Genomic DNA, 26099 nt, shown 5'->3' on the forward strand with positions numbered 1-26099 from the left:
GCTGGCAAGCGGTTGTGCGCAGATGGGCTCAGCTCGCCAGCAGCATGCGCTCGGCGCCGAGGCCGCGAAGCTTCTCCGAGCCCTTGCGCAGCGCAAAGCCGATCAGGGCTTCGTCGCAGCGTTCCGCCTCGCGCACGATCTCGAAGGCGATGCGCTGGGCCGTAGCGCTCGGCCCGTCCCCGGCGCTCAGCGTGGTCACCAGCCAATGCGCCTTGTCACGGTCGATGATCCCCGTCGGGCGGCTTTCCCAGACGGCGTAGTCGACGGTGAGCGTGACCAGGTAATCGGCGAAAGCCGCGCAGGCCTCAGGCACCGCCCGATCGAGCGCGACCAGCACATCGATGATATCGCGTGTCATCACGACATCAGCCAAGATCTCACGCTGAAGCATCTTGACGTCTTCATCGTCGATCACGTGATGATCCATCACGCGATCGACGAATTCACGAAGCTCATGACCAATCATTGTTCAATCCTCGTCCGGCTTTGTTTTATGCCGGTATGTTCCTGTTGCAGGAACACCATGGATCTCCACCCCCAGCAGGTGGTTAACGTCCAAATCTGAACGATTATTCAGGTTAAACAGAGCTGATGCGACGTGGTTGCGCAGACGTTACGATCAGCGCCGGCTCACGGACCCGCACGGGCGATGGCATCGGCCGGCAGGCATTCGCCCGTCCGCTCGAACGCGTAGGGCGAGACGGGCAGAAAGCCGTCATTGCCTAGAGCAGGATGCGAAAAAGTGGGAACCGGTTTTTCGCATTGATCCTGCTCTCACTCTTAGATGAGAGACGGATTCAGATTTCAGATGGGATCACACAGTGATGCCATCTGAAATCATCCGGCTCTCGCGGGCCGGCCTTGCCCTTCGCCAGTTCCAGGAGCCCTGCCGTCAGCGTGGCCAGCGAGTGCTGCGCAAAGATCGAGCCGCCATCGATCAGGTTGAAGCGGATATGCCTGATCTGCGGATCGCAGGCCGAAGGAGGATAGACATTGCGCAGCAGCAGGCGCGGATAGGCCAGGATCTCGCCATGCTCGTAGACGCGCTCGATCTTGAGCCCCCTGGAATTGTCGACACGCTTGTTTGGATCGAGATCGTAATAGCCGGTGACGAAACTCGGATCGAAGGCGAAGACGCGCCGGACGCGGCCGTCGCGATAGGCCGCCTGCTGCGCCAGCCCGCCGCCGAGCGAGTGGCCGATGGCGACGATTTCGGTGCGGCCCCGGCGATAACAAGGATAGCGTTCGACACGGTCGAGGATCGGGCCGACATGGTCCTGCACCTGCTCGTATTGATCGTAGAGCAGCAAAACCCGCGTCAGAGACCGGAAATTCGAGAGCCAGTCGTCGCGCTGGCCGCGGTCGGTGCCGCGAAAGGCGAGGATCACCTCGCGGCAGAACCGCGATCCTCTGCTGCCATGCGTCCAGACCTGCAAGCCCAGCCCGTCGAGAATGCGGCCCCTCGGCGACTCGTCCGAGGCGCAATCGCCCTTGCGCCCGCCGAAGCCGAAATCACGACGCGAGCCCGGCGCGCCACGGCAGTCATTGATCAGCGTCTCGGCCAGGGCCCAGGGAGCAAGCCAGGGCCGCGCCAATGTCCCGAAGGCCTGGTCGTCGTCGCGCTGCGCGACCGCCTCTTTCGACCCGGCCGCCAACGGCTTGGCAACGCCGTAGCGCACGTCGTCATAAGCAGCCAGCGAGAGCAGCGCATAGCCGACAACATAAGGAGCGACATCTCTGGCCGGCAGCGCATTCGCATCCTCGGCGCCGACACGCACGCGCGCATAGTTCTTGTCCTGGACGATCTCGATCGTCCCGCACGCAGCAAGGGCGACCGTGAGGATAAACGCCGTCGCCAGCTTCCCGACTCGGACCGTCACTCTCATCATCGCCGCCCCGCCCTCAACCTAACGTAGCGTTACCGCATGCGCTGGCAAGACAGGAGCGGGCAAGACAGAAGCGGGCAAGACAGCAGGGGTGAGTTCAGGCAGGCTCCGTTGCCAACGCGTCGAGCAGCCCCGGCAGCTCGGACATCTCGCCCAGCACATGCCGGGCGCCCAGCGCGACGAGGCTCGTCGCGGGCTGGAAACCCCAGGACACCGCGATCGGGGTGACGCCGGCGGCCACCGCCATTTCGATATCGAAGGAACTGTCCCCGACCATCGCGCAACGCTCAGGCTTCGCACCGGTCTCGGCCAGCGCCTGCAGGATCATGCCGGGATGCGGCTTGGAGGGTGCGTCGTCGGCAGTCTGGATCGTGGTGAACAACGCATTCCAGCCATAGCGCTCGATGATGTACTCCGCACCCCGGCGTGATTTGCCGGTGGCGATGCCGAGCTTCAAACCGGACCGGGCGGAGAGAACCGAGAGCATCTCGGCGACACCGGGATAAAGCGGCTCGGCCAGCGCCGGATCGGTCTCGGCCTGATGGCGCATCGCGCCGAACACATCCCTATAGGTCTGGGTCAGCGCATCATCGGGCTTGTCGAGCCCGGCCAAGCGCATCAAGGCGATGTCGAGCGTCAATCCGACGATCCCGAGCCCGGCTTCGCGGCCGGGATGGACGAGCCTATGCTTGGCGAAGGTTTCGTATTGGGCGCCGAGAATGATCGCTTCGGAATCGATCAACGTGCCGTCGAGGTCGAAGATGACGAGATCCATGGCGCGGCTTTAGAGGTTGTTATGGACTATGGGAAGGATTTGATGAGGTCAAAACGGTGGAGATGGGAGGAGCATTGCGCAGGCGATACCGTCGGTATCGGCAAGCGATGCGACGCTGCAGCTCCGCCGTTTTCACCTCACCCGTAGGGCGCGGCGCTTTTGCGCGACTGCGGCGTCGTTCTTCGTAGCAAGCCGGAAGGCTTGCGTCCTCGAACTCTTTGTGTCCTCGAACTCCTGGCATTCGCGCAAAATCGCCAGCGTCAAATCATCCCCATAGTCCATGACCACCTCTGGAGCATGACGCTGAAAACTGGCAACCAGTTTCAGCGTCATGCCTTGTCGTGCGTGGACAACGCCGCCGCTTCAGGACCTCGTCGCAGCCGGGGTCGGCTGCGCGCCGGACTTGGCCTCGCGGGCGCAGCTGTCGACGGCCTTGCGCAGATCATCGCCGTCGAGGCCCTTTTCGCGCGCCTCCTTGCGGCAGGTCGCGCGCTGGGCGAGATCGGGGCGTTTAGCATTGAAGCAGGCGACGAGCGCGGCCGTACGGGTGGAGCCTTCGAGCTTGCGGCCGTCGACCTCCTCCTTGCAGGCGGCGCGGGCCGCAACCGCGGTCGGCTTGCCGTCGCGCGTCACCCCGTCGCGAGCGTAAAGCTGCACGCCGGGAAATTTGGCCTGGAGACAGTCGCGCATCGCCGCGCGCAAATCATCGCCCGAGAGCGCGACATTGTCGGCAAGGCATTCCTGGCGCGCCTTGGCGCGGGCTTCGCGCGGCACGGGATCATCAGGGGTGGTCGCGGCCGAAGCCGCCTGGCGCGGCGCGGGCGCCTGCGCAACAGCCGGAGCCGCGACGCAAAGGGACAGAGACAGGCCAGTGAAGAGAACGGCAAAACGCATCATCGGAGCACCTGCGTAAGAGTGATGGGAACAGAACTAGAACATAATCCAGTTTGTTCTGCAACTGTTCTCTTACGCTTCGTCAGCAGCCCGAACGAAACGAGACCCGCCATCCCTACTCGTCGGGCGCGTCGACAATCGGATCGTAGCGCTCATCCTCGAAGCCAAGCAGGTTCCAGGACTGGCGCATATGCGGCGGCAGCGGCGCGCTGACATCGATCGTGCCCTTGCCGCGCGGATGCGGCAGCACGATGCGCCGCGCCAGCAGATGCAGCTTGTTCTGGATGCCGCCGGGCAGTTCCCAGTTCTTGATGTTGAAGTATTTCGGGTCGCCGACGATCGGATGGCCGATATGGGCGGCATGGGCGCGCAATTGGTGGGTGCGGCCCGTCACCGGCTTGAGCGAGAGCCAACCGAGCTTCTGCGCCGCGGTCTCGACCACGGCGTAATAGGTCACGGCGTGCATCGCGCCGTCGTCGCCATGCTTGGCAACCGCCATGCGCTGATCGCCGTCATAGGCCTCCTCGCGGGCGAGATAGGTCGAGATCCGGCCCTGGCGTACGCGCGGCACGCCCGCGACCAGCGCCCAATAGACCTTGCGTGCCGAGCGCGAACGGAAGGTCTTGGCCAAAGTCGCCGCGGCAAAGCGCGATTTCGCGATGACGAGGCAGCCGGCGGTGTCCTTGTCGAGCCGGTGCACCAGGCGCGGCTTCTGGCCGTCCTTGCCCATCATCGCGTCGAGCATCTGGTCGACATGGCGCGTGGTGCCCGAGCCGCCTTGCACGGCGAGCCCGGCCGGCTTGTTCAGCACGATGACATCGTCATCCTCATAGAGCGTGATCGAGCGCAGGAAGCCGAGCGTGTCGTCATCGGCCTTGAGCGAGCGTGGCCGCTGCTCCTGCGGTTCGAGCTTGAGCGGCGGGATGCGCACGGTCTGGCCCTCTTCGAGCCGGTCCTTGCTGTCGGCGCGCTTGCCGTTGACGCGCAATTCGCCCTTCCGGACGATACGCTGGATATGGCTGAAGGAGAGCTGCGGAAACCGGTTTTCCAGAAAGCGGTCGATCCGCATCTCGTTCTCGTCCGCCGTCACCACAAGCTGCTGCACGCCGGTGGCGAGCACCTGCGCGGTCTCGGCCTTGACCTCGGCGCGCGTCGGCGCATCCGTCACTGGCGCTTTGCGTGGCGCCGCAGGCTTGCGTGGGCCGGCCGGGCGCGGCACGGGATGATGCGGAGCCGGGTTGCGCGTCGGCTCGGTGCGCACGACGCCCTCCTCCCGCTCCGGCCGGGGCCTGGCCGAAGCCCGCGCCGAGCGGCGCGCATCATGGCTCGGGCGCTTCCCCTTTGCTGCAGGGTCCCTGGGCGCGCCCGAGGCCGGCGGCCTGCCGCCGCGCTTCGGTCCGCTACCCTTGGGGCCGCCCGGTCCCTTGTTTCCAGTTCTCATGTCAGCCCCCGCATGATCGCAAGACCGCCGACCAGCGCCGCAAGCGACACCACGACAGAGCCGAGGACATAGCCCGCAGCCAGCATCGCCTCGCCCCGCTCCCAGAGCAGGATCGCGTCGAGCGAAAAGGCGGAAAAGGTGGTGAAGCCGCCCAGGATGCCGGTAGTCAGGAACAGCCGCAGATCCTGCGGCGCGCCCTCGCCGGCCTTGAAGGCGAACCAGCCCGCGACCAGACCCATCAGGCCTGAGCCGACGACATTGATCGCGAGCGTGCCATAGGGAAAGCCGGGACCGGCCCATTTGAGCGAGGCGAGATTGACGCCGTGCCGCAGCACGCCGCCGATGCCGGCGCCGAGAAAGACGAGGAAGGTGGAGATCATCCGTTTCGCATAGAGCGCGAGGCGGCAGCGCACAAACGAAATCGCTCGCTCTTTCCCTTCTCCCCACCAAGATCGGGCTTGCCCGATCTTGGCAAAGCTCATGCCCATGTCGGAAACATCCGACATGGGTGGGAGAAGGCGTCTGCGGAGCAGACGGATGAGGGAAGGGAGGCGCAAGCAGCCCTTTTTCTTGTCTTAGGTTGAGACTCTGCCCTCATCCGTCTCCGCTGCGCGGAACCACCTTCTCCCCCGAGCGGACAAGGGAAAGAGCGCGTCCCTGCTACTCCCCCCGCTCCCGCCGCAGCTTCTCCCAATACTCCAGCCGCTTGCGGATCTCGCGCTCGAAGCCGCGCTCGGGCGGATCGTAGAAGCGCTGCCGGCCGAGCGCGTCGGGCCAGTAGTTCTGGCCGGAGAAGGCGTCGGGCGCGTCGTGGTCGTAGGAATAGTCCGCGCCGTAGCCTTCTTCCTTCATCAGCTTGGTCGGCGCGTTGAGGATCGTCTTGGGCGGCATCAGCGAGCCGCCCTGCTTGGCCGCCCGCACCGCCGCCTTGTAGGCCATATAGGCCGCGTTCGATTTCGGCGCGGTGGCGAGATAGATCACCGCATTGGCGAGCGCGAGCTCGCCCTCGGGCGAGCCAAGCTGCTCATAGGTCTCGGCGGCGGCACGCGCATGCAGCAGCGCCTGCGGATCGGCCATCCCGATATCCTCCACCGCCATCCGCACCAGCCGCCGCGCCAGAAAGCGCGGATCCTCGCCGGCATCGAGCATGCGGGCGAAATAGTACAGCGCCGCGTCGGGATCGGAGCCGCGGATCGTCTTGTGCAGAGCCGAGATCAGATTGTAGTGGCCGTCCTGCGCCTTGTCATAGATCGGCGCGCGGCGCTGGATGACCTCGGCCAGCCCCGCCTCGTCGAAGACCTCATCGGGCTTGGCGGCGCGCCAGAGCTCCTCGGCCAGCGTCAGCACGGCGCGCCCGTCGCCATCGGCGAAGCGGGCAAGCGCCAGGCGCGCCTCCGGAGTCAGCGGCAAGGACCGGTTTTCCAGAAGCTCGGCCCGGCCGAGCAGGAAAAGCAGCGAGCCTTCGTCCAGCGACTTGAAGGTCAGCACCCGGGCGCGCGACAAAAGCGCGGCGTTGAGCGCAAAGGACGGGTTCTCGGTGGTCGCCCCGACCAGCGTGATCGTGCCGTCCTCCATCACCGGCAGGAAGGCGTCGAGCTGGGCGCGGTTGAAGCGATGGATCTCGTCGACGAAGAGCAAGGTGCCCTTGCCGCCGAACCTGCGTCCGCGCGCCAGCTCGAACACTTTCTTCAGGTCGGCGATGCCGGAGAAGATCGCGCTGATCTGCTCGAAGCCGAGATCGACCTGCCCCGCGAGCAGGCGCGCGACGGTGGTCTTGCCGGTGCCGGGCGGGCCCCAGAAGATCAGGCTGCCGAGCGAGCCGGAGGCGACGAGCCGGGTCAGCGCCCCGTCATGCCCGGTCAGATGCTCCTGCCCTGCGACCTCCGCCAGCGTCGTCGGGCGCAGGCGGTCGGCGAGCGGGCGCGGCCCGGATTTGTCCAGCCCGGAGGCGGCGAAGAGATCGCTCACCCGGGGAAGACCGAGGTCACGGTCTGGCCAGCGCGCGAGATCGTCACTTCCCAGGCGCGCTTGCGCTCCTTGGTGGCGTTTTCGATATCCCGCGACGTCGCCATGCGCTCACCGTTGAGTGCCTGGATGATGTCACCCTTCTGGAAGCCGACGCGCGCTGCCACGCTGCCCTCCTCGATCTCGCTGACGGCGACGCCCTCGGTCGCGGCATCGATCGAAAGCTCCTCGGAGACGGCCGGCGACAGGTTCATCACCGTGAGCCCGGTCAAAGGCGAGCGCCCCGCCAGGACGACGGCGTCGCGCGGGCGCGTTTCCGGCGCCGGGATCAACTTGACCGGCAGCGTCAATCGCTTGCCGCCGCGCAGCACGGTCAGCCCGGCCGTACCGTTGAGCGGGCGGGTGGCGAAGCGATAGCCGAAGGCCTCGGGATCATCGACCCCGAGGCCGTCGATCGCCAGGATCACGTCGGAGCGACGCAGGCCGGCTTCAGCAGCCGGCCCCTTCTCGACCACGCTGGCGACGACGGAACCTGCCGGCCGGTCGAGCCCGAGCCCGTCGGCGACATCGTTCGTCAAGGCCTGGAGCCGGGCTCCGAACCAGGGCCTGCGCACCGTCGTCGCACCCGCTCGCGCGCTCTCGACCACGACGCGCACCATGGCGGAGGGGATGGCAAAACCGATGCCGATGCTGCCGCCCGAGCGCGAGAAGATCGCGGTGTTGATGCCGACGACGCGGCCCTGCATGTCGACCAGCGCGCCACCGGAATTGCCGGGGTTGATCGCGGCGTCGGTCTGGATGAAGGACTGCGCGTCGCCGACGCCGATCTGCGTACGCGCCAGCGCCGAGACGATGCCTTGCGTCACCGTCTGGCCGACGCCGAAGGGATTGCCGATCGCCAGCACCAGGTCGCCGATCTCGACCTTGTCGGAATCGGCGAGCTCGATCGCGGCGAGATCCTTGACGCCCTTGAGCTTCAGCACCGCGAGATCGGTGCGCGGGTCGCGCAGCAGGATCGTCGCCTCGACCTCGCGCTTGTCGGCGAAGGCGACCTTGACCTCGCTCATGCCCTCGATGACGTGGTTGTTGGTGACGACGAGGCCCGAGGCATCGACCACGACGCCGGAGCCGAGCGAGCGCTGCACGCGCTCCTGCGGCACGCCGAAGCCGCGATCGCCGAAGAAGCGGCGGAAGAACGGATCGTCCATGAAGGGGTTGCGCGGCTGCTTCTCGACACGCGCGCCATAGACATTGACGACGCTCGCCACGCTCTGGCGCACGATCGGCGCAAAAGAGAGCGTGATCTGCTGGCGGGTTTCGGGGGCCTGCTTCGGCTGGGCCTGGACGGCACTCTCCATCGCGACCGCCATCAGCAAGGCGAGCGCTACGGCAAGGTGGATGGGTCTCGAACGGCCTGGCATCAACGCCTCCTCTGCAGCGCCTCGACAGCGCTGGCCGAGAAATAGGCCGGCCGGCTCAGCTTTTCCAGCGTCTCGCAGCGCAATGAGGCGCCGGATGCCTTGCCTCACTTATCCTGCAGCAGCAAGCGGTAGCGCTCGATCTCGCCGGGCACGAAGCCTGCGACGAAGGCAGGCGTCACCTCCTCGGCCGTGGGCGGAACCGAAGAGAGCTCCTTGAATCGACCCTGCAGCGTCTGGCTCGAAAGCGCTGTTTTCAAAGCCTCATTCAGCTTGGCGATGATCGGCTGCGGCGTGTTCTTCGGGGCAAACAGCGCGTTCCAACCCTGCGCCTCGAAGGCCGGCAGACCGGCCTCCTTCGAGGTCGGAACGTCGGGCAGGCTCGCAAGCCGTCCCGGCGTCGCCACCGCCAGGGCCTTCACCTTCTTGCTTTCGACCGCGCCGTACAAGGATGTCGCAGCATCGCAGACACCGTCGATCTGCCCGCCCATCAGGTCGTTCAGCGCCGGCCCTGCACCACGATAGCTGACCAGCGCCACATCGACGCCGGCCGCCTTCACGAAATTGCGGCAGATCAGATAATTCGACGAGCCGACGCCGGCATGCCCGAGGCTGACCTTGCCCGGATTGGCCTTGGCGTAAGCGACGAACTCCATCAGGTCCTTGGCCGGGAAATCGAGCTTCAGCGCGATCATCGGCGAGGTCTTGGCGACGAGGCCGATCGGCGCGAAATCCGCATTGGTGTATTTGAGGTCGGGATAGATCGTATAGGAGGCGGCATTGGTGCCGCTATTGCCGATCACGATCGTGTAGCCATCCGGCTCGGCGCGGGAGGCGCGCGTCAAGGCCGTCGCCCCGCCTGCCCCGCCCATATTCTCCATCACGATGCGCTGCCCGAGCGCCCGCCCCATCTCGTCACCGACAAGGCGCGCGATGACGTCCGACGAGCCGCCCGCCGCGAAGGGCACGATCATGGTGATCGGCTTGGAGGGGTAGCTCTCCTGCGCGGCGGCAGGCGCCGACACCGACAGCGCGGCAGCCAGGGCGGAGATGGAGGCGATCGATTTCAGCATGTTTCTCTCCCAGCGTGCTGCCTTGTAGGACAGGCCTTCGTGCAGGCTAGCCCACCCCTCGATGGAACGAAACGCGTTTCCCGATCTCCTTCGCCGAGTCCTTGGCGGTTAGTCCCTCAACGCAGCGGCCGCGCCGGATTGCCCACCACGGTCGCACCGGTCGCAACATCGCGCGTGACCACGCTGCCCGCGCCGATGATCGCGTCGTCGCCGATCGTGACGCCAGGCAAAATCAACGCACCGCCTCCGATCCAGACATTGCGGCCGATCGTGACGGGGCGCCCGAATTCCAGCCCCGCCTCGCGCTGGGCGGGATCGCGCGGATGATCGGCGGTCAGGATCTGGACACCAGGCCCGATCTGCGTCCGATCGCCGATCGTCACGGCGACAACGTCGAGAATCACGCAGTTGAAGTTCAGGAAGACGCCTGCGCCCACACTGATGTTGAAGCCATAATCACAATGAAAGGGTGGGCGGATGGTGCTGCCCTCGCCTACGGCCGCCAGGCGCTCCGCCAGCAGCATACGGCGCTCCCGCGTCGGTGTCGCGAGCGCCGCGTTGTAGCGCACCAGCCAGTCCCGGGTGGCCGCAAGCGCGGCCTGCAGCTCGGCGTCACCGGCGTCGTAAAGCTCGCCCGCCAGCATCTTGTCCTTCTCGCTTCGCTCCATGGGCTCGCTGTCCTTCTCATTGCGCCGCGCTGCGGGATCCGACGAACCTATGGAAACGAAAAAGGGCGGCCCGAAGACCGCCCTTTCAAAATTGCCTGCGATAGAGAAACGGCTCAGGCCGCCTCGTCTTCCGCCGTGAAGACCGGGCCGGAATCCTTGCCCTTGGCCTCGACATCGCGATCGACGAACTCGATCACGGCGAGCGGAGCGTTGTCGCCGAAGCGGAAGCCCGCCTTCATGATGCGCAGATAGCCGCCATTGCGCTCCTTGTAGCGCGGGCCCAGCACCGCAAAGAGCTTGCCGACCAGAGCGACGTCCTTGATCTGCGCGATCGCCTGGCGGCGGGCATGCAGGTCGCCGCGCTTGGCGAGCGTGATCAGCTTCTCGACGACCGGACGCAGGTCCTTAGCCTTCGGCAGCGTGGTGGTGATCTGCTCGTGCTTGATCAGGGCCTGGGACATGTTGGCAAACATCGCCTTGCGATGCTCGACCGAGCGGTTGAAACGACGACCGCGGAAACCGTGACGCATTTTGGCTCTCCATTGATTTTACGGCCGCCGTGCCACGGTACGGCCGTTCGTTGTGATAGGGCGAATAGTGAATGGCGAGTGGCGAATAAGAACGATCAACTCGCCATTCGCCATCTCGCCATTCGCAGTCTCAGTAATGCTCCTCGAAGCGCTTCGCGAGCTCTTCGATGTTCTCCGGCGGCCAGCCGGTGACGTCCATGCCGAGATGGAGGCCCATGGTGGCGAGCACTTCCTTGATCTCGTTCAGCGACTTGCGGCCGAAGTTCGGGGTGCGCAGCATCTCGCCCTCCGACTTCTGGATCAGGTCGCCGATATAGACGATGTTGTCGTTCTTCAGGCAGTTCGCCGAACGCACCGACAGCTCGAGCTCGTCGACCTTCTTGAGCAGCGCCGGGTTGAAGGGCAGCTGCGGCGCGGTCGAAACGGCCTCTTCCTTGCGCGGCTCCTCGAAGGTGATGAAGACGGCGAGCTGGTCCTGCAGGATGCGGGCGGCCAGCGCCAGCGCGTCCTCGGGGGTGACCGAGCCGTTGGTCTCGATCTGCAGGGTCAGCATGTCGCGATCGAGGTTCTGGCCCTCGCGGGTGTTCTCGACGCGGTAGGAGACCTTCTTGACCGGCGAATACAGGCTATCGACCGGGATCAGGCCGATCGGCGCGTCTTCCGGACGGTTCTGTTCGGAGGGGACATAGCCCTTGCCGGTGTTGACGGTGAACTCCATGCGGATCTCGGAGCCCTCGTCCAGCGTGCAGAGCACGAGATCGGGGTTCAGGATCGAAACGTCGCCAATGGTGTTGATGTCACCGGCGGTGACGGTGCCGGGGCCCGTCTTGCGCAGGGTCATGCGCTTGGGGCCTTCGCCCTGCATCTTGACCGCGACCGCCTTGATGTTGAGGACGATATCGGTGACGTCCTCGCGCACGCCGGGGATGGAGGAGAATTCATGCAGCACGCCGTCGATCTGGACGGCGGTGACGGCCGCGCCCTGGAGCGAGGAGAGCAGCACGCGACGCAGCGCGTTGCCGAGCGTCATGCCGAAGCCGCGCTCCAGCGGGCGCGCGATCACGGTGGCGTGACGCTTCGGGTCGTCGCCGACCTTGATTTCGAGCTTGTTGGGCTTTGACAGATCCTGCCAGTTCTTGCTGATCACGACCGCACTCCTGGTGCTTGAATTCAATGGCGGCGGCGGGCCGCCCCGGACAGGCGCCCGCCGGTGCGGGCGCCAGAGAATCGAGAGCTAGAACATGATGCCGAGAACCGGTCCCCGCTTTTCGGCATCATGCCTTGGGTCAGACGTCAGACGCGACGGCGCTTGCGCGGACGGCAACCGTTATGCGGGATCGGCGTCACGTCGCGGATCGAGGTCACGGTGAAGCCGGCAGCCTGCAGGGCGCGCAGCGCCGACTCACGACCCGAACCCGGGCCGGTGACTTCGACTTCCAGCGTGCGCATGCCGTGCTCGGCAGCCTTGCGGGCGGCGTCTTCAGCGGCAACCTGGGCGGCATAGGGGGTCGACTTACGCGAGCCCTTGAAGCCCATCGTGCCGGCGGACGACCACGAGATCGTGTTGCCCTGCGCGTCGGTGATGGTGATCATGGTGTTGTTGAACGAGGCGTTCACATGGGCAACGCCGGAGACGATGTTCTTACGTTCGCGGCGACGAACGCGTTGGGCTTCCTTGGCCATAGGTCTTTCATCCTTCGAGCGCGCCCGTCATGCCAGGCGCTGGGGAGTAGAAAAGCGAATGGCGAGTGGCGAATAGCGAACGGATCAAATCCACTCGCCACTCGCCATTTCGCTATTCGCCCGAAATTACTTCTTCTTGCCGGCGATCGGCTTCGCCTTGCCCTTGCGGGTACGGGCGTTGGTGTGCGTGCGCTGGCCGCGAACCGGCAGCGAGCGGCGATGGCGCAGGCCGCGATAGCAGCCGAGATCCATCAGACGCTTGATGTTCATCGAGACTTCACGGCGCAGATCGCCCTCGACGAGGTAGTCGCGGTCGATCGTCTCGCGGATCTGCAGGACTTCGGCGTCGGTCAGCTGGTTGACCCGGCGCTCATCAGCGATGCCGACCTTGGAGCAGATCTCCTTGGCCTTCTGGGCGCCGATGCCGTGGATGTACTGCAAGCCAATGACGACGCGCTTGCCGGTGGGAATGTTGACGCCCGCGATACGAGCCATGGTCTCTTCTCCATGTCGGCCGAGACGCCCGATGGCGCGACGGCGGTGAAAAATAACCTCGCGCCGGTGGAGGCCGGCCTCTGCGAGGCGTTGAAACGGTCACATGCGTAAACGCGACGCCGTCCCCTCTTGCGAAGGTGTCGGCATCGCTGCATGAAACCGGAAGTCGGGTCGTTAGTCGCTTGAGCGCAACGAGTCAACCCGCCGCGACCAAGAATCGTGCCAAAGCAAAAATCAGTATCAGGCCAAGGCCTTCTCGATCGCCGCAGTCACGGCGTCGATCGGCTGCATGCCGTCGATATCGGTCAGTTGCCCACGCTTGGCGTAATAGGGCGCGACGACCGCGGTATCGCGATTATAGGCCTCGAGCCGGGTCTTGAAGACCTCAGGATCGTCGTCCTTGCGCACCGGCTGCCCGGCCGCCCTCGCCTCTTCGGCGCGCTTGACGATGCGGTCGACGAGCTTGGTCTGGTCGACCTTGAGCTCCAGCACCTTGTCGAGCTTGAGCCCTTTGGACGCCAGCATCGCGTCGAGCGCCTCTGCCTGAGCCAAGGTGCGCGGGAAGCCGTCGAGGATGAAGCCCTTCTTGGCATCCGCATGCTCGATTCGCTCGGCGACGATGCCGATGACGATATCGTCCGAAACCAGCGCGCCGGAATCCATCACCGACTTCGCCTTGATGCCGATCGGCGTACCGGCGGCGACGGCAGCGCGCAGCATGTCGCCCGTGGAAAGCTGAGGAATGCCGTGCGCTTCGACGATACGCGCCGCTTGAGTGCCCTTACCCGCCCCCGGCGGCCCCAAGAAAATCAATCGCATCAGCGCTTCGCCCCTCGCAGCTTGGCCTTCTTGACCAGCCCCTCATACTGATGGGCCAGCAAATGTCCGTGAACCTGCGCCACGGTATCCATCGTCGTCGTCACCACGATCAGCAACGACGTGCCGCCCAGGAGAATGATCGGTATCTGGGCATAGGTGATCATGAACTCGGGGATAAGGCAGACGATAGTCAAATAGCCGGCTCCGAGCACGGTGATGCGCGTCAGCACCCGGTCGATATGCTCGGCGGTGCGCTCGCCCGGGCGGATGCCGGGCATGAAGCCGCCATGCTTCTTGAGATTGTCGGCCGTCTCCACCGGATTGAACACGATCGCGGTGTAGAAGAAGCAGAAGAAGATGATCAGCGCCGCATAGAGGAACATGAACAGCGGCCGGCCATGGGCCAGATAGGTCGCGATCACCGACAGGAGGCCCGTGCCGCCCGAGGCCTGCGAGAAGCTCGCGATCGTGGTCGGCAGCAGCAGCAGCGAGGACGCGAAGATCGGCGGAATCACGCCGGCCGTGTTGAGCTTCAGCGGCAGGAACGAGGTCTGGCCCTCATACATCCGGTTGCCGACCTGGCGCTTGGGATAGTTGATCAGGAGCCGGCGCTGGGCGCGCTCCATGAAAACGCAGAAGGCGATGACACAGATCGCCATCACCAGGATCAGCAGCAGCAGGCCGGTCGAGATCGCGCCCTGGCGGCCGAGTTCGAGGGTCTGGGCAAGCTGCGACGGGAATTCGGCGATGATGCCCGAGAAGATGATCATCGAGGTGCCGTTGCCGATGCCACGGCTGGTGATCTGCTCGCCGAGCCAGAGCAGGAACATCGTGCCGCCGACCAGCGTGATCGTGGTCGAGAGCAGGAAGAACGGACCCGGCTCCAGCACGAGATTGCCCGAGCCCTGCAGGCCGACGCCGATGCCATAAGCCTGGAAGACCGCGAGAACCAGCGTCAGGTAGCGCGTGTACTGGTTCAGGACCTTGCGGCCCTGCTCGCCTTCCTTCTTCAGCGCCTCGAAGGTCGGGATCACGCTGGAGAGCAGCTGCACGATGATCGAGGCCGAGATGTACGGCATGATCGCAAGCGCGAAGATCGCGAGCCGGCCGACCGCGCCGCCGGAAAACATGTTGAACAGGCCAAGCACGCCGGACTGGGACTGCTTGAACAGATCCGAGACGGCGTCGGGATTCATCCCGGGCAGCGGGACATAGGTGCCGAGCCGGTAGATGATCAGCGCGCCGAGCGTGAACCAGATGCGTTTCTTCAGCTCATCCGCCTTGGCGAACGCGCCGAAATTCAGGTTTGAAGCAAGCTGTTCAGCCGCCGATGCCATGCGTCCGGTCCTTGGATGGTATCATAAACAGTCAAACGGCGGCCTGGGCTTCTGGCCCGGCCGCCGTTCGCAAACGCTCATGTAAGAGCTTGGCTCACGCCTGTGAAGCGGCAGGCGCCAGGATCTTCGCAGGCGCCAGGATCTTCACCGAACCGCCGGCCTTCTCGATGGCGGCAACCGCCGACTTCGACGCACCGGCCACCTCGAAGGCGAGCTTCGCCTTGAGTTCGCCGACGCCCAGGATCTTGACGCCGTCGGTCGCCTGACGGGTGATCACGCCGGCGGCGACAAGCGCCTCGATCGTGACCGCGCCCTTGGCGTCGAGCTTGCCGGCTTCGACTGCCTGCTGGATTCGGCCGAGATTGACCTCGTTCAGATCCTTGGAGAACAGGTTGTGGAAGCCACGCTTGGGCAGGCGGCGATAGAGCGGCATCTGGCCGCCTTCGAAGCCCTTGACCGCCACGCCGGCACGAGCCTTCTGGCCCTTGACGCCGCGTCCGCCGGTCTTGCCCTTGCCGGAGCCGATACCGCGGCCGACACGGATGCGCGACTTATGCGCGCCTTCGTTGTCACGAATGTCTGTGAGTTTCATCGGACGATTCCCCTCACTTCACGTCGATGACGCGGACGAGGTGCCTGACCTTGTCGATCATGCCACGCACGGAGGGCGTGTCGACCAGGGTCGAGCGCCGGCGGATCTTGTTCAGGCCAAGACCGATCAGGGTCTGGCGCTGCGAAGCCTCGCGGCGGATCGGGCTACCGATCTGCTCGACGACGACGGTGGTTTCAGCTTTTGCCATGATCCCACCCTCACACTTCGGCCGCGGCATCGGTGCCAGCATCGCGACGACGCGTCTGCAGGGCCGAAACCTTCAGGGACCGACGCGCGGCGACGCCGCGCGGGCTGTCCTCGTTCTTCAGCGCGTCGAACGTCGCGCGGACGAGGTTGTAGGGGTTCGAGGAGCCGAGCGACTTCGACACCACGTCCTGCATGCCGACCGCCTCGAAGACGGCGCGCATCGGGCCGCCGGCGATGATGCCGGTACCGGCCGGGGCAGCGCGCAGCACGACCTTGCCAGCGCCGTGACGGCCCTGGACATCGTGATGGAGCGTGCGGCCTTCGCGCAGCGGAATGCGGACGAGACCACGCTTGGCGGCCTCAGTCGCCTTACGGATCGCTTCCGGCACTTCGCGGGCCTTGCCGTGGCCGAAGCCGACGCGGCCCTTCTGATCGCCGACGACGACGAGCGCGGCGAAGCCGAAGCGACGCCCACCCTTCACCACCTTGGCGACGCGGTTGATGTGGACCAGCTTGTCCACGAATTCCGAATCGCGCTCTTCGCGATCGCGGTCACGAGGTTCTCTCGCCATTTTAGTCCTCTTACTTGCGCGGACGACGCTCCAAGGCGTTCGCCGCTCGCTCGAGCGTTCCGGATGGAACGACGTTGAAGCGTGCCCTGCGAGAGTGGATTCCACATCTCGACAGGAACACGCTCAGTTCTTCAGCTTTCGTCCGGCCGTTTCCGGCCGAACGGAATGCGCGTCAGAAGTTCAGGCCGCCCTCGCGGGCCGCCTCGGCCAGCGCCTTGACGCGGCCGTGATACATGTAGGAACCGCGATCGAAGACCACGTCCTTCACACCCGCCTTGACGGCGCGCTCGGCGATCAGCTTGCCGATCGCGGTCGCGGCCTCGACATTCGCACCCGACTTGATGTCGGCGCGGATGTCCTTGTCCAGCGACGAAGCCGAAGCGAGAGTGACCCCCTTCGTGTCGTCGATGACCTGGGCGTAGATCTGCTTGCCGGTGCGGTGCACCGACAGGCGAGCGCGGCCATTGGCGACCGCCTTGATGGCGCGGCGGACGCGAGCCCGACGGCGCGCAGTGTTTTCTGTCTGCTTGCTGCTCATGGCGCTTACTTCTTCTTCCCTTCCTTGCGGAAGATGAATTCGCCGGCGTACTTGACGCCCTTGCCCTTATAGGGCTCGGGGCCGCGATAATCGCGGATCTCGGCGGCGGTCTGGCCGACCACCTGCTTATCGATGCCGGTGATCACGATTTCGGTCGGCTTCGGCGTGACGATCGCGACACCTTCCGGGATCGGATAGTCGATGTCGTGGCTGTAGCCGAGCGACAGCTTGAGCACCTTGCCATTGACGGCGGCCTTGTAGCCGACGCCGTTGATCTCGAGCTTCTTCTCGAAACCCGTGGTGACGCCCAGCACCAGATTGGCGACACGAGCACGCGAGGTGCCCCAGAGCGAGCGAGCACGCTTGGTCTGCGAGCGCGGCTGGACGGCGATGGCGCCATTGTCCATGGCGACCGAGACGTCCTCCGGCACCTCGAAGGAGAGTTCCCCCTTCGAGCCCTTGATCTTGACGAGCTGGCCGGCGACGTTGGCGGTGACGCCAGCGGGAACCGGAACAGGCTTCTTACCGATACGAGACATTGGATTTCTCCTGAAAATGAGCGGCGCGGAAGGTCAGAAGACCTTGCAAAGCACTTCGCCGCCCACGTTCTGCTCGCGGGCAAGATGATCGGGCATCACACCCTTCGGCGTCGAGATGATGGTCACGCCAAGGCCATCGGCCACGCGCGGCATCGTCTCCACCGAAGAATAGACGCGGCGGCCGGGCTTCGACACACGGGAGATCGACCGGATGACCGGCTGCCCCTCGTGGTACTTCAGCTCGATATCGAACTCGGTCCGGCCATTGCCGAACTCGGTCTGGGTGTAGCCACGGATGTAGCCCTCGGTCTGAAGCACGTCGAGCACACGGGCCCTGAGCTTCGAACCAGGCGTCGAAACGCGCGACTTGCGCCGCATCTGCGCATTGCGGATGCGGGTCAGCATATCTCCAAGCGGATCAATGATCACGATGCGTCCTCCTCACCAGCTCGACTTGACGAGGCCGGGAACCAGCCCCTTGTTGCCGAGCTCGCGCAAGGCAATGCGCGACATCTTCAGCTTGCGGTAAACGGCGCGCGGACGCCCCGTGACTTCGCAGCGGTTGCGCACCCGGGTAGGAGCCGAATTGCGCGGCAGTTCAGCCAGCTTGAGGCGAGCGAGGAACCGCTCGTCCATGGACTGGCTGTCGTCATTGGCGATCGCGAGAAGCCGCGCGCGCTTGCCCGCGAATTTCTTCACGAGAGCCTTGCGGTGGTTGTTGTTCTCGACGGAGCTTTTCTTAGCCATCGATCTCTCCTGGTTTCCGCGTATGAGCGGTAAGGCTCACTGCCGGAACGGGAAGTTGAAGTGCTTGAGCAAGGCGCGTGCCTCGTCGTCCGACTTCGCAGTCGTGCAGACGATCACGTCCATACCCCACACGGCGTCGACCTTGTCGTAGTTGATCTCAGGAAACACGATGTGCTCCTTGATCCCGAGCGCGAAATTGCCGCGCCCGTCGAACGACTTGGGGTTGAGGCCCCGGAAGTCGCGGACACGAGGCAAGGCGATGGTGACGAGCCGGTCAACGAACTCGAACATCTTGGTCTTGCGCAGCGTGACCTTACAGCCGACCGCCATATTCTCGCGCAGCTTGAAGCCGGCGATGGCGAGGCGGGACTTGGTGATGACCGGCCGCTGGCCGGCAATGAGGGCGAGATCGCCGGCGGCGTTGTCGACCTTCTTGCGGTCGGCCGTCGCTTCACCGACACCCATGTTGATGACGACCTTCTCGATGGTCGGCACTTCCATGGCATTCTTGTAGCCGAACTCGGCGATCATCGCCGGACGGACCACGTCCTCATAATGCTGCTTCATACGCGGCGTGAGAGCCGCCTGCTGATTCTCAGCCATCGATCAGATCCCCCGAACGCTTGGCGAAACGGACCTTGCGACCGTCGTCCAGAACTTTGAAACCGACGCGAGTCGGCTTGCCATCCTTGGGATCGGCCACGGCGAGGTTCGACAGGTCGATGGTGGCTTCCTTGGAGATGATGCCGCCTTCCGACTGGGCAGAAGCCTTGGTGTGCTTCTTGACCATCATGACGCCACGCACCACGGCGCGGGCATCCTTCGGGATAACCTGGAGCACTTCACCGGCCTTGCCCTTGTCACGGCCGGCCAGCACGACGACCTTGTCGCCCTTCTTGATCTTCGCAGCCATTACAGCACCTCTGGCGCAAGCGAGATGATCTTCATGTGGTTCTTGGCGCGAAGTTCGCGCGGAACCGGTCCGAAGATACGAGTGCCGACAGGCTCCTTCTGGTTGTTGATCAGAACGGCCGCATTGCGGTCGAACCGAATCACCGAACCATCGGCGCGCTTGACGTCCTTGGCGGTGCGAACGACGACCGCCTTCATGACGTCGCCCTTCTTCACGCGGCCGCGGGGAATGGCTTCCTTGATCGAAACGACAATGATGTCGCCAACGCGGGCGTAACGCCGCTTCGACCCGCCGAGAACCTTGATGCACATCACACGACGGGCGCCGGAGTTATCCGCGACCTCGAGATTCGTCTGCACCTGGATCATGGCCTTGATCCTTCCATATGCATATCAGCGCGGTTTCCCGGCAGGCATTAGCGCCGCCGGGACTACGACTGACGGGGGTCGATCGCCCCCTGGCCTCAAATTTGACTTACGCCTTGGGAGCGTTGTCGAGCACAACCCAGTTTTTCAACTTGGAAATGGGCTTGGACTCCTCGATCCAGACCTGATCGCCAACCTTCGAGACCTGAGCCTCGTCGTGGGCATGATAGTTTTTCGTGCGGCGAACGGTCTTCTTGAGGAGCGGGTGCGTATAGCGCCGCTCGACCTTCACCACAACTGTTTTATTTTGCTTGTCGCTGACGACGACGCCCTGCAGCACGCGCTTCGGCATGTCTCAAACTCCTCAGGCGCTCACTGCGGCGGTCTTGGACCGCTGCAGTGTTTTGATGCGGGCGATATCCTTGCGCACTTCGGTGACCCGAGCGGTATTCTCGAGCTGGCCGGTGGCGCGTTGGAAACGCAGGTTGAACTGCTCCTTCTTCAGCTTCAGGAGCTCTTCCTGCAGCAGATCCACGCTCATGACCTTCAGGTCGGACAGGCGTTTTGCGGTCTTCATGTCGTCCTCCCTTACTCGGCGATGCGTTGGATGAAGCGGGTCTTGATCGGCAGCTTGGCTGCGCCGAGGCGCATGGCCTCGCGCGCGGTCTCTTCCGGCACGCCGTCGATCTCGAACATGATCCGGCCCGGCTTGACCTTGGCTGCCCAGAATTCAGGCGCGCCCTTGCCCTTGCCCATGCGGACTTCGGTCGGCTTCTTCGAAACCGGCACGTCCGGGAAAATTCGGATCCAGACACGGCCGGCGCGCTTCATGGCACGCGTGATCGCGCGGCGAGCCGCCTCGATCTGGCGCGCGGTGACGCGTTCCGGCATCAGCGCCTTGAGGCCGAACTGGCCGAAATTCAGATCCGTGCCGCCCTTGGCGACGCCGGAAATGCGCCCCTTGAACTGCTTGCGGAACTTAGTCTTCTTTGGTTGCAACATGGCTCTTCTCGATCAGCCTTACGCGGCATGGTCACGACGATGGCCACCGCCGGAACGGCTGCTGCCTTCATCTGCCATGCGCTTGTCCTGGGCCATCGGGTCGTGTTCGAGGATCTCGCCCTTGAAGATCCAGACCTTGATGCCGCACGTGCCGTAGGTGGTGAAGGCAGTCGCCACACCATAATCCACATCGGCGCGCAGCGTGTGCAGCGGCACGCGACCTTCGCGATACCATTCCAGACGCGCGATTTCGGCGCCGCCGAGGCGGCCCGAGCAGTTGATGCGGATGCCCTCGGCGCCCAGACGCATGGCCGACTGAACGGCCCGCTTCATGGCGCGACGGAACGCGACGCGGCGCTCGAGCTGCTGCGCGATCGAGTCGGCGACCAGGGTCGCGTCGATCTCGGGCTTGCGCACCTCGACGATGTTGATGGCAACATCGGCCTTGGTGAGCGTCATCACCGTCTTGCGCAGCTTCTCGATATCGGCGCCCTTCTTGCCGATCACCACGCCCGGACGAGCCGAGTGGATGGTGACGCGGCACTTCTTGTGCGGACGCTCGATGATGATCTTGGAGATCGCAGCCTGCTTCAGCAGCTTCATGAGGGCGGCGCGGATCGCCATATCCTCATGCAGAAGCTTGCCGTACTCACCCTTCTGCGCGAACCAGCGCGAATCCCAGGTGCGGTTGATGCCGAGGCGAAGCCCGATCGGATTGATTTTCTGACCCATCGTTCTCTCCTCAGGCCTTGGCCGCCGCGACTTCGCGCACCACGATCGTGATGTTGGCGAAGGGCTTCAGGATGCGGGCGCCACGGCCGCGGGCGCGAGCGTGGAAACGCTTCATGACCAGCGCCTTGCCGACGAAGGCCTGCGCCACGACGAGATCATCGACGTCGAGATCATGGTTGTTCTCAGCGTTGGCGATCGCGCTCTGAAGGCACTTGCGCACGTCCAGCGAAATCCGCTTGCGCGAGAATTCGAGGTCGGCGAGCGCAGTCGAGACCTTCTTGCCACGGATCAGCTGGGCGAGGAGGTTGAGCTTCTGCGGGCTGACGCGAAGGTTGCGAGCAATCGCAACGGCTTCGTTGTCAGGCAGCGCACGGGGGAAGGATGCTTTTCCCATGGCTTACTTCCTCTTCGCCTTCTTGTCGGCGGCGTGGCCGTGGAAGGTGCGCGTCGGCGAGAACTCGCCGAACTTATGGCCCACCATCTCCTCGGACACGGACACCGGCACATGCTTGTGGCCGTTGTAGACGCCGAACGTCAGACCGACGAACTGCGGAAGGATCGTGGAGCGACGGCTCCAAATCTTGATGACCTCAGACCGAGCCGCCGAACGGGCAACCTCGGCCTTTTTCAGAAGGTATCCGTCGACAAACGGACCTTTCCAAAGCGAACGCGCCATGACGGACCTCAGTTCTTCTTCTTGCGGGCGTGACGGCTCGACACGATGAACGTATCGGTCCGCTTGTTCGAGCGGGTCTTCTTACCCTTGGTCGGCTTGCCCCAGGGGGTAACCGGGTGACGACCACCGGAGGTGCGGCCTTCGCCGCCGCCATGGGGATGGTCGACAGGGTTCATCGAGACGCCGCGGTTATGCGGACGACGACCGAGCCAGCGCGAACGCCCTGCCTTGCCGTCATTCCGGTTCATGTGGTCGGGGTTGGAAACCGCGCCCACAGTCGCATAGCACAGGCCGCTGATCAGGCGCTGCTCGCCCGAGTTCAGACGGACGATGACATAGCCCTGGTCGCGGCCGACGATCTGGGCGTAGTTGCCCGCAGACCGCGCCAGCGCCCCGCCCTTGCCGATCTTGAGCTCGACATTGTGGACGATGGTGCCGATCGGCAGCGTGCCCATCGGGGCGGCGTTGCCAGGCTTGACATCGACCGACGGGCCCGAGATCACGCTGTCGCCGACGGCGAGGCGCTGCGGGGCCAGGATATAGGCCTGCTCGCCGTCGCTGTACTTGATCAGCGCGATGAAGGCGGTGCGGTTGGGATCGTATTCGATCCGTTCCACCACGGCCGGAATGCCATCCTTGCCACGACGCTTGAAGTCGATCAGGCGCAGCGTGCGCTTGTGACCGCCGCCGCGGAAGCGGACGGTGATGCGGCCGAGATTGTTGCGGCCGCCCGAGGACGACTTGCCCTCGGTCAGCACCTTGAGCGGCTTGCCCTTATAGAGCTCGCTGCGGTCGACGATCACGAGCTGGCGAAGGCTCGGCGTGGTCGGCTTGAAACTCTTCAAAGCCATGATGCAGATCCTCCCTTCACAGACCCGTGGTCACGTCGATGGAATGACCATCTTCGAGCGTCACGATTGCCTTCTTGACGTCCGAACGCTGGCCGAGGCGGCCACGGAAGACCTTCATCTTCCCTTCGGTGACGAGCGTGTTGACGCTCTTCACCTTGACGTCGAACAGCTTTTCGATCGCGGCCTTGATCTGCGGCTTGGTCGCAGTCTTGGAGACCTCGAAGACGACTTTGTTATGCTCGGAGAGCATCGTCGCCTTCTCGGTGATCACCGGGCTACGAATGACGTCGTAGTGGCGCGGATCCAGATTCTTTGCAGCCTGGCTCATTTGAAGCGCGCCTCCAGCGCATCGACAGCCGCGCGAGTCAAGACGAGCTTGTCGCGACGCAGGATGTCATAAACGTTGATGCCCTGGATCGGCAGGACGTCGACATTCGGGATCGAACGCGCGGCCAGGCCGAAGTTCACGTCGATCTCGGCGCCGCCGATCACCAGCACGCTGGACAGGTCCAGCTTGCTGAAGTGGCCGAGCAGCAGCTTGGTCTTGGGCTCGGAGAGCTTCACATCATCGATGATGATGATCTCGGAACCCTTGGCCTTGGCCGAGAGCGCATGACGAAGAGCCAGAGCGCGGACCTTCTTGGGCAGATCATGCGCATGGTCGCGCACGATCGGGCCGAAGGCCTTGCCGCCGCCGCGGAACTGCGGAGCGGAAGCTGCGCCGTGGCGAGCGCCGCCGGTGCCCTTCTGCTTGTAGATCTTCTTGCGGGTGCGATCGACTTCCGAGCGGCCCTTGGACTTGTGCGTCCCGGCGCGGCGCTTGGCGAGCTGATAGCGCACCATGCGGGCCAGGATGTCGGCGCGCGGCTCAAGGCCGAAGATCGCATCCGACAATTCGACGGAGCCGGCAGAGCCGCCCTCGAGGGTGGTGATATCGAGCTTCATCACGCGTTCTCCTCAACGGTCTCGGTCGCGGGAGCCTGCGTTTCGCCGCCGGCAACCTTGAACTTGCCCGGCAGGGGCGCATCCTTGGGCAGCGCGCGCTTGACGGCGTCGCGGACGTGGATCCAGCCACCGGCATGACCGGGAACCGCACCTTCGACCAGGATCAGGCCGCGCTCGACATCCGTCTGGACGACGCGCAGGTTCTGCGTGGTGACGCGCTCGGCGCCGAGATGGCCCGGCATCTTCTTGTTCTTGAAGGTCTTGCCCGGGTCCTGACGGCCACCGGTCGAACCGATCGAGCGATGCGAGACCGAAACACCGTGCGTGGCGCGAAGGCCGCCGAAGTTCCAGCGCTTCATGCCGCCGGCGAAGCCCTTGCCGATGGTCGTGCCGCTGACGTCAACGAACTGGCCGACGACGAAGTGGTCAGCCGTCAGCTCGGCGCCGACCGGGATCAACGCGTCGTCGCTGACGCGGAACTCGACGATCTTGCGCTTGGGCTCGACCTTGGCGACGGCGAAATGCCCGCGCTCAGCCTTCGAGACGTTCTTGACCTTGGCCAAGCCCGACCCGAGCTGAACGGCGACATAGCCGTTCTTCTCAACCGTACGATGCGCGACAACCTGGCAGTTATCGAGCTTCAGCACGGTGACCGGGATATGTTCGCCGGCATCCGTGAAGATGCGGGTCATCCCGACTTTCTGTGCAATCACACCGGAACGCATCGGTGCATACCTTCCCTTGGGGTCATGTTCATCCTGCCAAAACGCAGGAGACAGAGGACCCGGCTAAAAATCAGAACATGGCCGGACGACGGGAATATCGGATCGTCGTCTGGACCATGGTCAACTTACAACTTGATTTCGACGTCGACGCCGGCGGCGAGATCAAGCTTCATCAGGGCGTCAACCGTCTGAGGGGTCGGGTCGACGATATCGAGAACCCGCTTGTGGGTCCGCATCTCAAACTGCTCGCGCGACTTCTTGTCGATGTGCGGCGAGCGGTTGACCGTGAACTTCTCGATGAGCGTGGGCAGCGGGATGGGCCCGCGGACCTGGGCGCCCGTCCTCTTGGCCGTCGACACGATCTCGCGCGTCGAAGCGTCGAGAATGCGGTGATCGAACGCCTTGAGGCGGATCCGGATGTTCTGACCGTTCATGGTCTTGTGTTCTCCGTGACGTGAAAAGGCAAAGGCCCGGTAGGGCCTTCGCCCTCACGAAAACGCGTTACGCGATGATGCTTGCGACGACGCCGGCACCGACGGTGCGGCCGCCTTCGCGGATGGCGAAGCGCAGCTTCTCCTCCATCGCGATCGGCACGATCAGGTGCACTTCCATGGCGATGTTGTCGCCAGGCATCACCATCTCGGTGCCCTCAGGCAGGTGCACCACGCCGGTCACGTCCGTCGTGCGGAAGTAGAACTGCGGGCGGTAGTTGGTGAAGAACGGGGTATGACGACCGCCCTCCTCCTTGGTCAGGATGTAGGCCTCGGCCTTGAACTTGGTGTGCGGCTTCACCGAACCCGGCTTGCACAGGATCTGGCCGCGCTCCACGTCCTCGCGCTTCGTGCCGCGCAGCAGCGCGCCGATGTTGTCGCCGGCCTGGCCCTGGTCGAGCAGCTTGCGGAACATCTCGACGCCCGTCACCGTCGTCTTGACCGTGTCCTTCAGGCCAACGATCTCGATTTCCTCACCGACCTTGACGATGCCGCGCTCGACGCGACCCGTCACGACCGTGCCGCGACCCGAGATCGAGAACACGTCCTCGACCGGCATCAGGAACGGCAGGTCCAGCGGACGCGCCGGCTGCGGGATGTACTCGTCGACCGTCTTCATCAGCGCCAGCACCGCGTCATGGCCGATGGTCTTGTCGCCATTGTCCAGCGCAACCTTCGCCGAACCCTTGGTGATCGGGATGTCGTCGCCCGGGAAGTCGTACTTCGACAGAAGCTCGCGGATCTCCATCTCGACCAGCTCGAGCAGCTCGGCGTCGTCGACCAGGTCGACCTTGTTCATGAACACCACCAGCGCGGGAACACCGACCTGGCGCGCCAGCAGGATGTGCTCGCGGGTCTGCGGCATCGGGCCATCAGCTGCCGACACAACCAGGATCGCGCCGTCCATCTGCGCCGCGCCCGTGATCATGTTTTTCACATAGTCGGCGTGGCCGGGGCAGTCGACGTGCGCATAGTGGCGCGCAACCGTCTCGTACTCGACGTGAGCCGTCGAGATCGTGATGCCACGGGCCTTCTCTTCCGGCGCCTTGTCGATCTGGTCATACGCCGTGAACGTGGCACCGCCAGACTCGGCCAAAACCTTCGTGATCGCTGCCGTCAAAGACGTCTTGCCATGGTCAACGTGACCAATCGTTCCAATGTTGCAATGCGGCTTCGTGCGCGCGAATTTCTCTTTGGCCATCGTAGCCTCCGTCCGTCAG

At 64.4% G+C, this 26099-nt stretch carries 39 protein-coding genes; all 39 read right to left on the minus strand.

The window, feature by feature from the left end; all coding sequences use genetic code 11:
• Positions 1-28: 28 nt before the first annotated feature.
• The 39 genes from BHK69_RS22960 to tuf all read right to left on the minus strand — a co-directional run bounded on the left by BHK69_RS22960 (position 29) and on the right by tuf (position 26080).
• Positions 29-466, minus strand: a complete 438-nt coding sequence (locus BHK69_RS22960; protein ID WP_069692122.1) for a hypothetical protein — start codon at positions 464-466, stop codon at positions 29-31.
• A 331-nt stretch (positions 467-797) separates the two neighbouring features.
• On the minus strand, positions 798-1880 hold the full coding sequence (locus tag BHK69_RS22965; protein WP_148663550.1) for a Tle-like phospholipase domain-containing protein: 1083 nt from the start codon (positions 1878-1880) through the stop codon (positions 798-800).
• Between the two features lie 103 nt (positions 1881-1983).
• Entirely contained in the window at positions 1984-2661 is a 678-nt protein-coding gene (locus BHK69_RS22970; protein ID WP_069692124.1) for an HAD family hydrolase, read from the minus strand.
• A gap of 132 nt (positions 2662-2793) precedes the next feature.
• Positions 2794-2994, minus strand: coding sequence for a hypothetical protein (locus tag BHK69_RS22975; RefSeq protein ID WP_069692125.1), 201 nt, complete (start codon positions 2992-2994; stop codon positions 2794-2796).
• Between the two features lie 30 nt (positions 2995-3024).
• Positions 3025-3555, minus strand: a complete 531-nt coding sequence (locus tag BHK69_RS22980) for a hypothetical protein (RefSeq protein ID WP_148663551.1) — start codon at positions 3553-3555, stop codon at positions 3025-3027.
• A gap of 115 nt (positions 3556-3670) precedes the next feature.
• On the minus strand, positions 3671-4996 hold the full coding sequence (locus tag BHK69_RS22985) for an RluA family pseudouridine synthase (RefSeq protein ID WP_069692127.1): 1326 nt from the start codon (positions 4994-4996) through the stop codon (positions 3671-3673).
• Positions 4993-5376: a fluoride efflux transporter CrcB gene (gene crcB / locus BHK69_RS22990; RefSeq protein WP_069693902.1), complete on the minus strand. Its 384-nt coding sequence runs from the start codon at positions 5374-5376 to the stop codon at positions 4993-4995. The genes BHK69_RS22985 and crcB overlap by 4 nt, the downstream gene beginning before the upstream one ends.
• A 280-nt stretch (positions 5377-5656) precedes the next feature.
• On the minus strand, positions 5657-6964 hold the full coding sequence (locus tag BHK69_RS22995; RefSeq protein WP_069692128.1) for a replication-associated recombination protein A: 1308 nt from the start codon (positions 6962-6964) through the stop codon (positions 5657-5659).
• The gene (locus BHK69_RS23000; protein WP_069692129.1) at positions 6961-8382 is read right to left on the minus strand and encodes a Do family serine endopeptidase; all 1422 of its coding nucleotides are present in this window, start codon (positions 8380-8382) and stop codon (positions 6961-6963) included. Before BHK69_RS23000 ends, BHK69_RS22995 begins: the two co-directional genes overlap by 4 nt.
• A gap of 104 nt (positions 8383-8486) precedes the next feature.
• Positions 8487-9452 carry a tripartite tricarboxylate transporter substrate-binding protein gene (locus BHK69_RS23005; protein ID WP_069692130.1) on the minus strand — a complete coding sequence of 322 codons (966 nt, stop codon included), beginning with the start codon at positions 9450-9452 and terminating at the stop codon, positions 8487-8489.
• 116 nt (positions 9453-9568) lie between these two features.
• Positions 9569-10120 (minus strand): sugar O-acetyltransferase, encoded by a 552-nt coding sequence (locus BHK69_RS23010; protein ID WP_069692131.1) that lies wholly within the window; start codon positions 10118-10120, stop codon positions 9569-9571.
• Positions 10121-10233: 113 nt separating this feature from the next.
• The gene (gene rplQ / locus BHK69_RS23015) at positions 10234-10650 is read right to left on the minus strand and encodes a 50S ribosomal protein L17 (protein WP_069692132.1); all 417 of its coding nucleotides are present in this window, start codon (positions 10648-10650) and stop codon (positions 10234-10236) included.
• Positions 10651-10780: 130 nt separating this feature from the next.
• A complete protein-coding gene (locus tag BHK69_RS23020) occupies positions 10781-11797 on the minus strand; it encodes a DNA-directed RNA polymerase subunit alpha (RefSeq protein WP_069692133.1) in 1017 nt (338 codons plus the stop codon).
• A 146-nt stretch (positions 11798-11943) separates the two neighbouring features.
• The gene (gene rpsK, locus BHK69_RS23025) at positions 11944-12333 is read right to left on the minus strand and encodes a 30S ribosomal protein S11 (protein WP_043237079.1); all 390 of its coding nucleotides are present in this window, start codon (positions 12331-12333) and stop codon (positions 11944-11946) included.
• A 126-nt stretch (positions 12334-12459) separates the two neighbouring features.
• Positions 12460-12828, minus strand: a complete 369-nt coding sequence (gene rpsM, locus BHK69_RS23030) for a 30S ribosomal protein S13 (RefSeq protein WP_069692134.1) — start codon at positions 12826-12828, stop codon at positions 12460-12462.
• Between the two features lie 240 nt (positions 12829-13068).
• Positions 13069-13647, minus strand: a complete 579-nt coding sequence (locus BHK69_RS23035) for an adenylate kinase (RefSeq protein WP_069692135.1) — start codon at positions 13645-13647, stop codon at positions 13069-13071.
• Complete coding sequence (gene secY, locus BHK69_RS23040; RefSeq protein ID WP_069692136.1) at positions 13647-14984, minus strand: preprotein translocase subunit SecY; 1338 nt, start codon at positions 14982-14984, stop codon at positions 13647-13649. Before secY ends, BHK69_RS23035 begins: the two co-directional genes overlap by 1 nt.
• 94 nt (positions 14985-15078) lie before the next feature.
• The gene (gene rplO, locus BHK69_RS23045; protein WP_069692137.1) at positions 15079-15576 is read right to left on the minus strand and encodes a 50S ribosomal protein L15; all 498 of its coding nucleotides are present in this window, start codon (positions 15574-15576) and stop codon (positions 15079-15081) included.
• A gap of 13 nt (positions 15577-15589) precedes the next feature.
• Complete coding sequence (gene rpmD, locus BHK69_RS23050; RefSeq protein WP_069692138.1) at positions 15590-15784, minus strand: 50S ribosomal protein L30; 195 nt, start codon at positions 15782-15784, stop codon at positions 15590-15592.
• Between the two features lie 10 nt (positions 15785-15794).
• Positions 15795-16355 (minus strand): 30S ribosomal protein S5, encoded by a 561-nt coding sequence (rpsE, locus tag BHK69_RS23055; protein ID WP_069692139.1) that lies wholly within the window; start codon positions 16353-16355, stop codon positions 15795-15797.
• A gap of 172 nt (positions 16356-16527) precedes the next feature.
• The gene (rplR, locus tag BHK69_RS23060; RefSeq protein WP_069692140.1) at positions 16528-16893 is read right to left on the minus strand and encodes a 50S ribosomal protein L18; all 366 of its coding nucleotides are present in this window, start codon (positions 16891-16893) and stop codon (positions 16528-16530) included.
• Between the two features lie 5 nt (positions 16894-16898).
• Positions 16899-17432 carry a 50S ribosomal protein L6 gene (gene rplF / locus BHK69_RS23065; protein WP_069692141.1) on the minus strand — a complete coding sequence of 178 codons (534 nt, stop codon included), beginning with the start codon at positions 17430-17432 and terminating at the stop codon, positions 16899-16901.
• Positions 17433-17465: 33 nt separating this feature from the next.
• Positions 17466-17861, minus strand: coding sequence for a 30S ribosomal protein S8 (rpsH, locus tag BHK69_RS23070; RefSeq protein WP_083269633.1), 396 nt, complete (start codon positions 17859-17861; stop codon positions 17466-17468).
• Between the two features lie 12 nt (positions 17862-17873).
• Complete coding sequence (gene rpsN, locus BHK69_RS23075; protein ID WP_066612317.1) at positions 17874-18179, minus strand: 30S ribosomal protein S14; 306 nt, start codon at positions 18177-18179, stop codon at positions 17874-17876.
• Positions 18180-18215: 36 nt separating this feature from the next.
• A complete protein-coding gene (rplE, locus tag BHK69_RS23080) occupies positions 18216-18782 on the minus strand; it encodes a 50S ribosomal protein L5 (protein ID WP_069692143.1) in 567 nt (188 codons plus the stop codon).
• Complete coding sequence (gene rplX, locus BHK69_RS23085; protein WP_069692144.1) at positions 18775-19092, minus strand: 50S ribosomal protein L24; 318 nt, start codon at positions 19090-19092, stop codon at positions 18775-18777. The genes rplE and rplX overlap by 8 nt, the downstream gene beginning before the upstream one ends.
• Positions 19092-19460, minus strand: coding sequence for a 50S ribosomal protein L14 (gene rplN / locus BHK69_RS23090; protein WP_069692145.1), 369 nt, complete (start codon positions 19458-19460; stop codon positions 19092-19094). Before rplN ends, rplX begins: the two co-directional genes overlap by 1 nt.
• A 106-nt stretch (positions 19461-19566) precedes the next feature.
• Positions 19567-19809: a 30S ribosomal protein S17 gene (gene rpsQ, locus BHK69_RS23095; protein ID WP_069692146.1), complete on the minus strand. Its 243-nt coding sequence runs from the start codon at positions 19807-19809 to the stop codon at positions 19567-19569.
• Between the two features lie 12 nt (positions 19810-19821).
• Complete coding sequence (gene rpmC / locus BHK69_RS23100) at positions 19822-20034, minus strand: 50S ribosomal protein L29 (protein WP_069692147.1); 213 nt, start codon at positions 20032-20034, stop codon at positions 19822-19824.
• Between the two features lie 11 nt (positions 20035-20045).
• The gene (rplP, locus tag BHK69_RS23105) at positions 20046-20459 is read right to left on the minus strand and encodes a 50S ribosomal protein L16 (RefSeq protein WP_069692148.1); all 414 of its coding nucleotides are present in this window, start codon (positions 20457-20459) and stop codon (positions 20046-20048) included.
• 18 nt (positions 20460-20477) lie between these two features.
• Complete coding sequence (rpsC, locus tag BHK69_RS23110; protein WP_069692149.1) at positions 20478-21191, minus strand: 30S ribosomal protein S3; 714 nt, start codon at positions 21189-21191, stop codon at positions 20478-20480.
• A gap of 10 nt (positions 21192-21201) precedes the next feature.
• Positions 21202-21585, minus strand: coding sequence for a 50S ribosomal protein L22 (gene rplV / locus BHK69_RS23115; RefSeq protein WP_069692150.1), 384 nt, complete (start codon positions 21583-21585; stop codon positions 21202-21204).
• Positions 21586-21588: 3 nt separating this feature from the next.
• On the minus strand, positions 21589-21867 hold the full coding sequence (gene rpsS / locus BHK69_RS23120) for a 30S ribosomal protein S19 (protein ID WP_069692151.1): 279 nt from the start codon (positions 21865-21867) through the stop codon (positions 21589-21591).
• 8 nt (positions 21868-21875) lie between these two features.
• A complete protein-coding gene (gene rplB, locus BHK69_RS23125) occupies positions 21876-22718 on the minus strand; it encodes a 50S ribosomal protein L2 (RefSeq protein ID WP_069692152.1) in 843 nt (280 codons plus the stop codon).
• A gap of 16 nt (positions 22719-22734) precedes the next feature.
• The gene (locus tag BHK69_RS23130) at positions 22735-23046 is read right to left on the minus strand and encodes a 50S ribosomal protein L23 (protein WP_069692153.1); all 312 of its coding nucleotides are present in this window, start codon (positions 23044-23046) and stop codon (positions 22735-22737) included.
• Positions 23043-23663 carry a 50S ribosomal protein L4 gene (gene rplD / locus BHK69_RS23135; protein WP_069692154.1) on the minus strand — a complete coding sequence of 207 codons (621 nt, stop codon included), beginning with the start codon at positions 23661-23663 and terminating at the stop codon, positions 23043-23045. Before rplD ends, BHK69_RS23130 begins: the two co-directional genes overlap by 4 nt.
• Positions 23663-24388 carry a 50S ribosomal protein L3 gene (gene rplC, locus BHK69_RS23140; protein ID WP_069692155.1) on the minus strand — a complete coding sequence of 242 codons (726 nt, stop codon included), beginning with the start codon at positions 24386-24388 and terminating at the stop codon, positions 23663-23665. The genes rplD and rplC overlap by 1 nt, the downstream gene beginning before the upstream one ends.
• Before the next feature lie 125 nt (positions 24389-24513).
• Positions 24514-24822, minus strand: coding sequence for a 30S ribosomal protein S10 (gene rpsJ / locus BHK69_RS23145; protein WP_043237115.1), 309 nt, complete (start codon positions 24820-24822; stop codon positions 24514-24516).
• 67 nt (positions 24823-24889) lie between these two features.
• The gene (gene tuf, locus BHK69_RS23150; protein WP_069692156.1) at positions 24890-26080 is read right to left on the minus strand and encodes an elongation factor Tu; all 1191 of its coding nucleotides are present in this window, start codon (positions 26078-26080) and stop codon (positions 24890-24892) included.
• Positions 26081-26099 lie beyond the last annotated feature (19 nt).

This window comes from Bosea vaviloviae (assembly GCF_001741865.1).
Lineage (GTDB): Bacteria > Pseudomonadota > Alphaproteobacteria > Rhizobiales > Beijerinckiaceae > Allobosea > Allobosea vaviloviae.

Coding starts and splice junctions, on each gene's coding strand:
- BHK69_RS22960 (WP_069692122.1), bottom strand. CDS start 466: ATGATTGGTCATGAGCTTCGTGAATTCGTCGATCGCGTGATGGATCAT.
- BHK69_RS22970 (WP_069692124.1), bottom strand. CDS start 2,661: ATGGATCTCGTCATCTTCGACCTCGACGGCACGTTGATCGATTCCGAA.
- BHK69_RS22975 (WP_069692125.1), bottom strand. CDS start 2,994: ATGACGCTGAAACTGGTTGCCAGTTTTCAGCGTCATGCTCCAGAGGTG.
- BHK69_RS22980 (WP_148663551.1), bottom strand. CDS start 3,555: ATGCGTTTTGCCGTTCTCTTCACTGGCCTGTCTCTGTCCCTTTGCGTC.
- BHK69_RS22985 (WP_069692127.1), bottom strand. CDS start 4,996: ATGAGAACTGGAAACAAGGGACCGGGCGGCCCCAAGGGTAGCGGACCG.
- crcB (WP_069693902.1), bottom strand. CDS start 5,376: ATGATCTCCACCTTCCTCGTCTTTCTCGGCGCCGGCATCGGCGGCGTG.
- BHK69_RS23000 (WP_069692129.1), bottom strand. CDS start 8,382: ATGCCAGGCCGTTCGAGACCCATCCACCTTGCCGTAGCGCTCGCCTTG.
- BHK69_RS23005 (WP_069692130.1), bottom strand. CDS start 9,452: ATGCTGAAATCGATCGCCTCCATCTCCGCCCTGGCTGCCGCGCTGTCG.
- BHK69_RS23010 (WP_069692131.1), bottom strand. CDS start 10,120: ATGGAGCGAAGCGAGAAGGACAAGATGCTGGCGGGCGAGCTTTACGAC.
- rplQ (WP_069692132.1), bottom strand. CDS start 10,650: ATGCGTCACGGTTTCCGCGGTCGTCGTTTCAACCGCTCGGTCGAGCAT.
- rpsK (WP_043237079.1), bottom strand. CDS start 12,333: ATGGCCAAGGAAGCCCAACGCGTTCGTCGCCGCGAACGTAAGAACATC.
- rpsM (WP_069692134.1), bottom strand. CDS start 12,828: ATGGCTCGTATCGCGGGCGTCAACATTCCCACCGGCAAGCGCGTCGTC.
- BHK69_RS23035 (WP_069692135.1), bottom strand. CDS start 13,647: ATGCGATTGATTTTCTTGGGGCCGCCGGGGGCGGGTAAGGGCACTCAA.
- secY (WP_069692136.1), bottom strand. CDS start 14,984: ATGGCATCGGCGGCTGAACAGCTTGCTTCAAACCTGAATTTCGGCGCG.
- rplO (WP_069692137.1), bottom strand. CDS start 15,576: ATGAAACTCACAGACATTCGTGACAACGAAGGCGCGCATAAGTCGCGC.
- rpmD (WP_069692138.1), bottom strand. CDS start 15,784: ATGGCAAAAGCTGAAACCACCGTCGTCGTCGAGCAGATCGGTAGCCCG.
- rpsE (WP_069692139.1), bottom strand. CDS start 16,355: ATGGCGAGAGAACCTCGTGACCGCGATCGCGAAGAGCGCGATTCGGAA.
- rplR (WP_069692140.1), bottom strand. CDS start 16,893: ATGAGCAGCAAGCAGACAGAAAACACTGCGCGCCGTCGGGCTCGCGTC.
- rplF (WP_069692141.1), bottom strand. CDS start 17,432: ATGTCTCGTATCGGTAAGAAGCCTGTTCCGGTTCCCGCTGGCGTCACC.
- rpsN (WP_066612317.1), bottom strand. CDS start 18,179: ATGGCTAAGAAAAGCTCCGTCGAGAACAACAACCACCGCAAGGCTCTC.
- rplE (WP_069692143.1), bottom strand. CDS start 18,782: ATGGCTGAGAATCAGCAGGCGGCTCTCACGCCGCGTATGAAGCAGCAT.
- rplX (WP_069692144.1), bottom strand. CDS start 19,092: ATGGCTGCGAAGATCAAGAAGGGCGACAAGGTCGTCGTGCTGGCCGGC.
- rplN (WP_069692145.1), bottom strand. CDS start 19,460: ATGATCCAGGTGCAGACGAATCTCGAGGTCGCGGATAACTCCGGCGCC.
- rpsQ (WP_069692146.1), bottom strand. CDS start 19,809: ATGCCGAAGCGCGTGCTGCAGGGCGTCGTCGTCAGCGACAAGCAAAAT.
- rpmC (WP_069692147.1), bottom strand. CDS start 20,034: ATGAAGACCGCAAAACGCCTGTCCGACCTGAAGGTCATGAGCGTGGAT.
- rplP (WP_069692148.1), bottom strand. CDS start 20,459: ATGTTGCAACCAAAGAAGACTAAGTTCCGCAAGCAGTTCAAGGGGCGC.
- rpsC (WP_069692149.1), bottom strand. CDS start 21,191: ATGGGTCAGAAAATCAATCCGATCGGGCTTCGCCTCGGCATCAACCGC.
- rplV (WP_069692150.1), bottom strand. CDS start 21,585: ATGGGAAAAGCATCCTTCCCCCGTGCGCTGCCTGACAACGAAGCCGTT.
- rpsS (WP_069692151.1), bottom strand. CDS start 21,867: ATGGCGCGTTCGCTTTGGAAAGGTCCGTTTGTCGACGGATACCTTCTG.
- rplB (WP_069692152.1), bottom strand. CDS start 22,718: ATGGCTTTGAAGAGTTTCAAGCCGACCACGCCGAGCCTTCGCCAGCTC.
- BHK69_RS23130 (WP_069692153.1), bottom strand. CDS start 23,046: ATGAGCCAGGCTGCAAAGAATCTGGATCCGCGCCACTACGACGTCATT.
- rplD (WP_069692154.1), bottom strand. CDS start 23,663: ATGAAGCTCGATATCACCACCCTCGAGGGCGGCTCTGCCGGCTCCGTC.
- rplC (WP_069692155.1), bottom strand. CDS start 24,388: ATGCGTTCCGGTGTGATTGCACAGAAAGTCGGGATGACCCGCATCTTC.
- rpsJ (WP_043237115.1), bottom strand. CDS start 24,822: ATGAACGGTCAGAACATCCGGATCCGCCTCAAGGCGTTCGATCACCGC.
- tuf (WP_069692156.1), bottom strand. CDS start 26,080: ATGGCCAAAGAGAAATTCGCGCGCACGAAGCCGCATTGCAACATTGGA.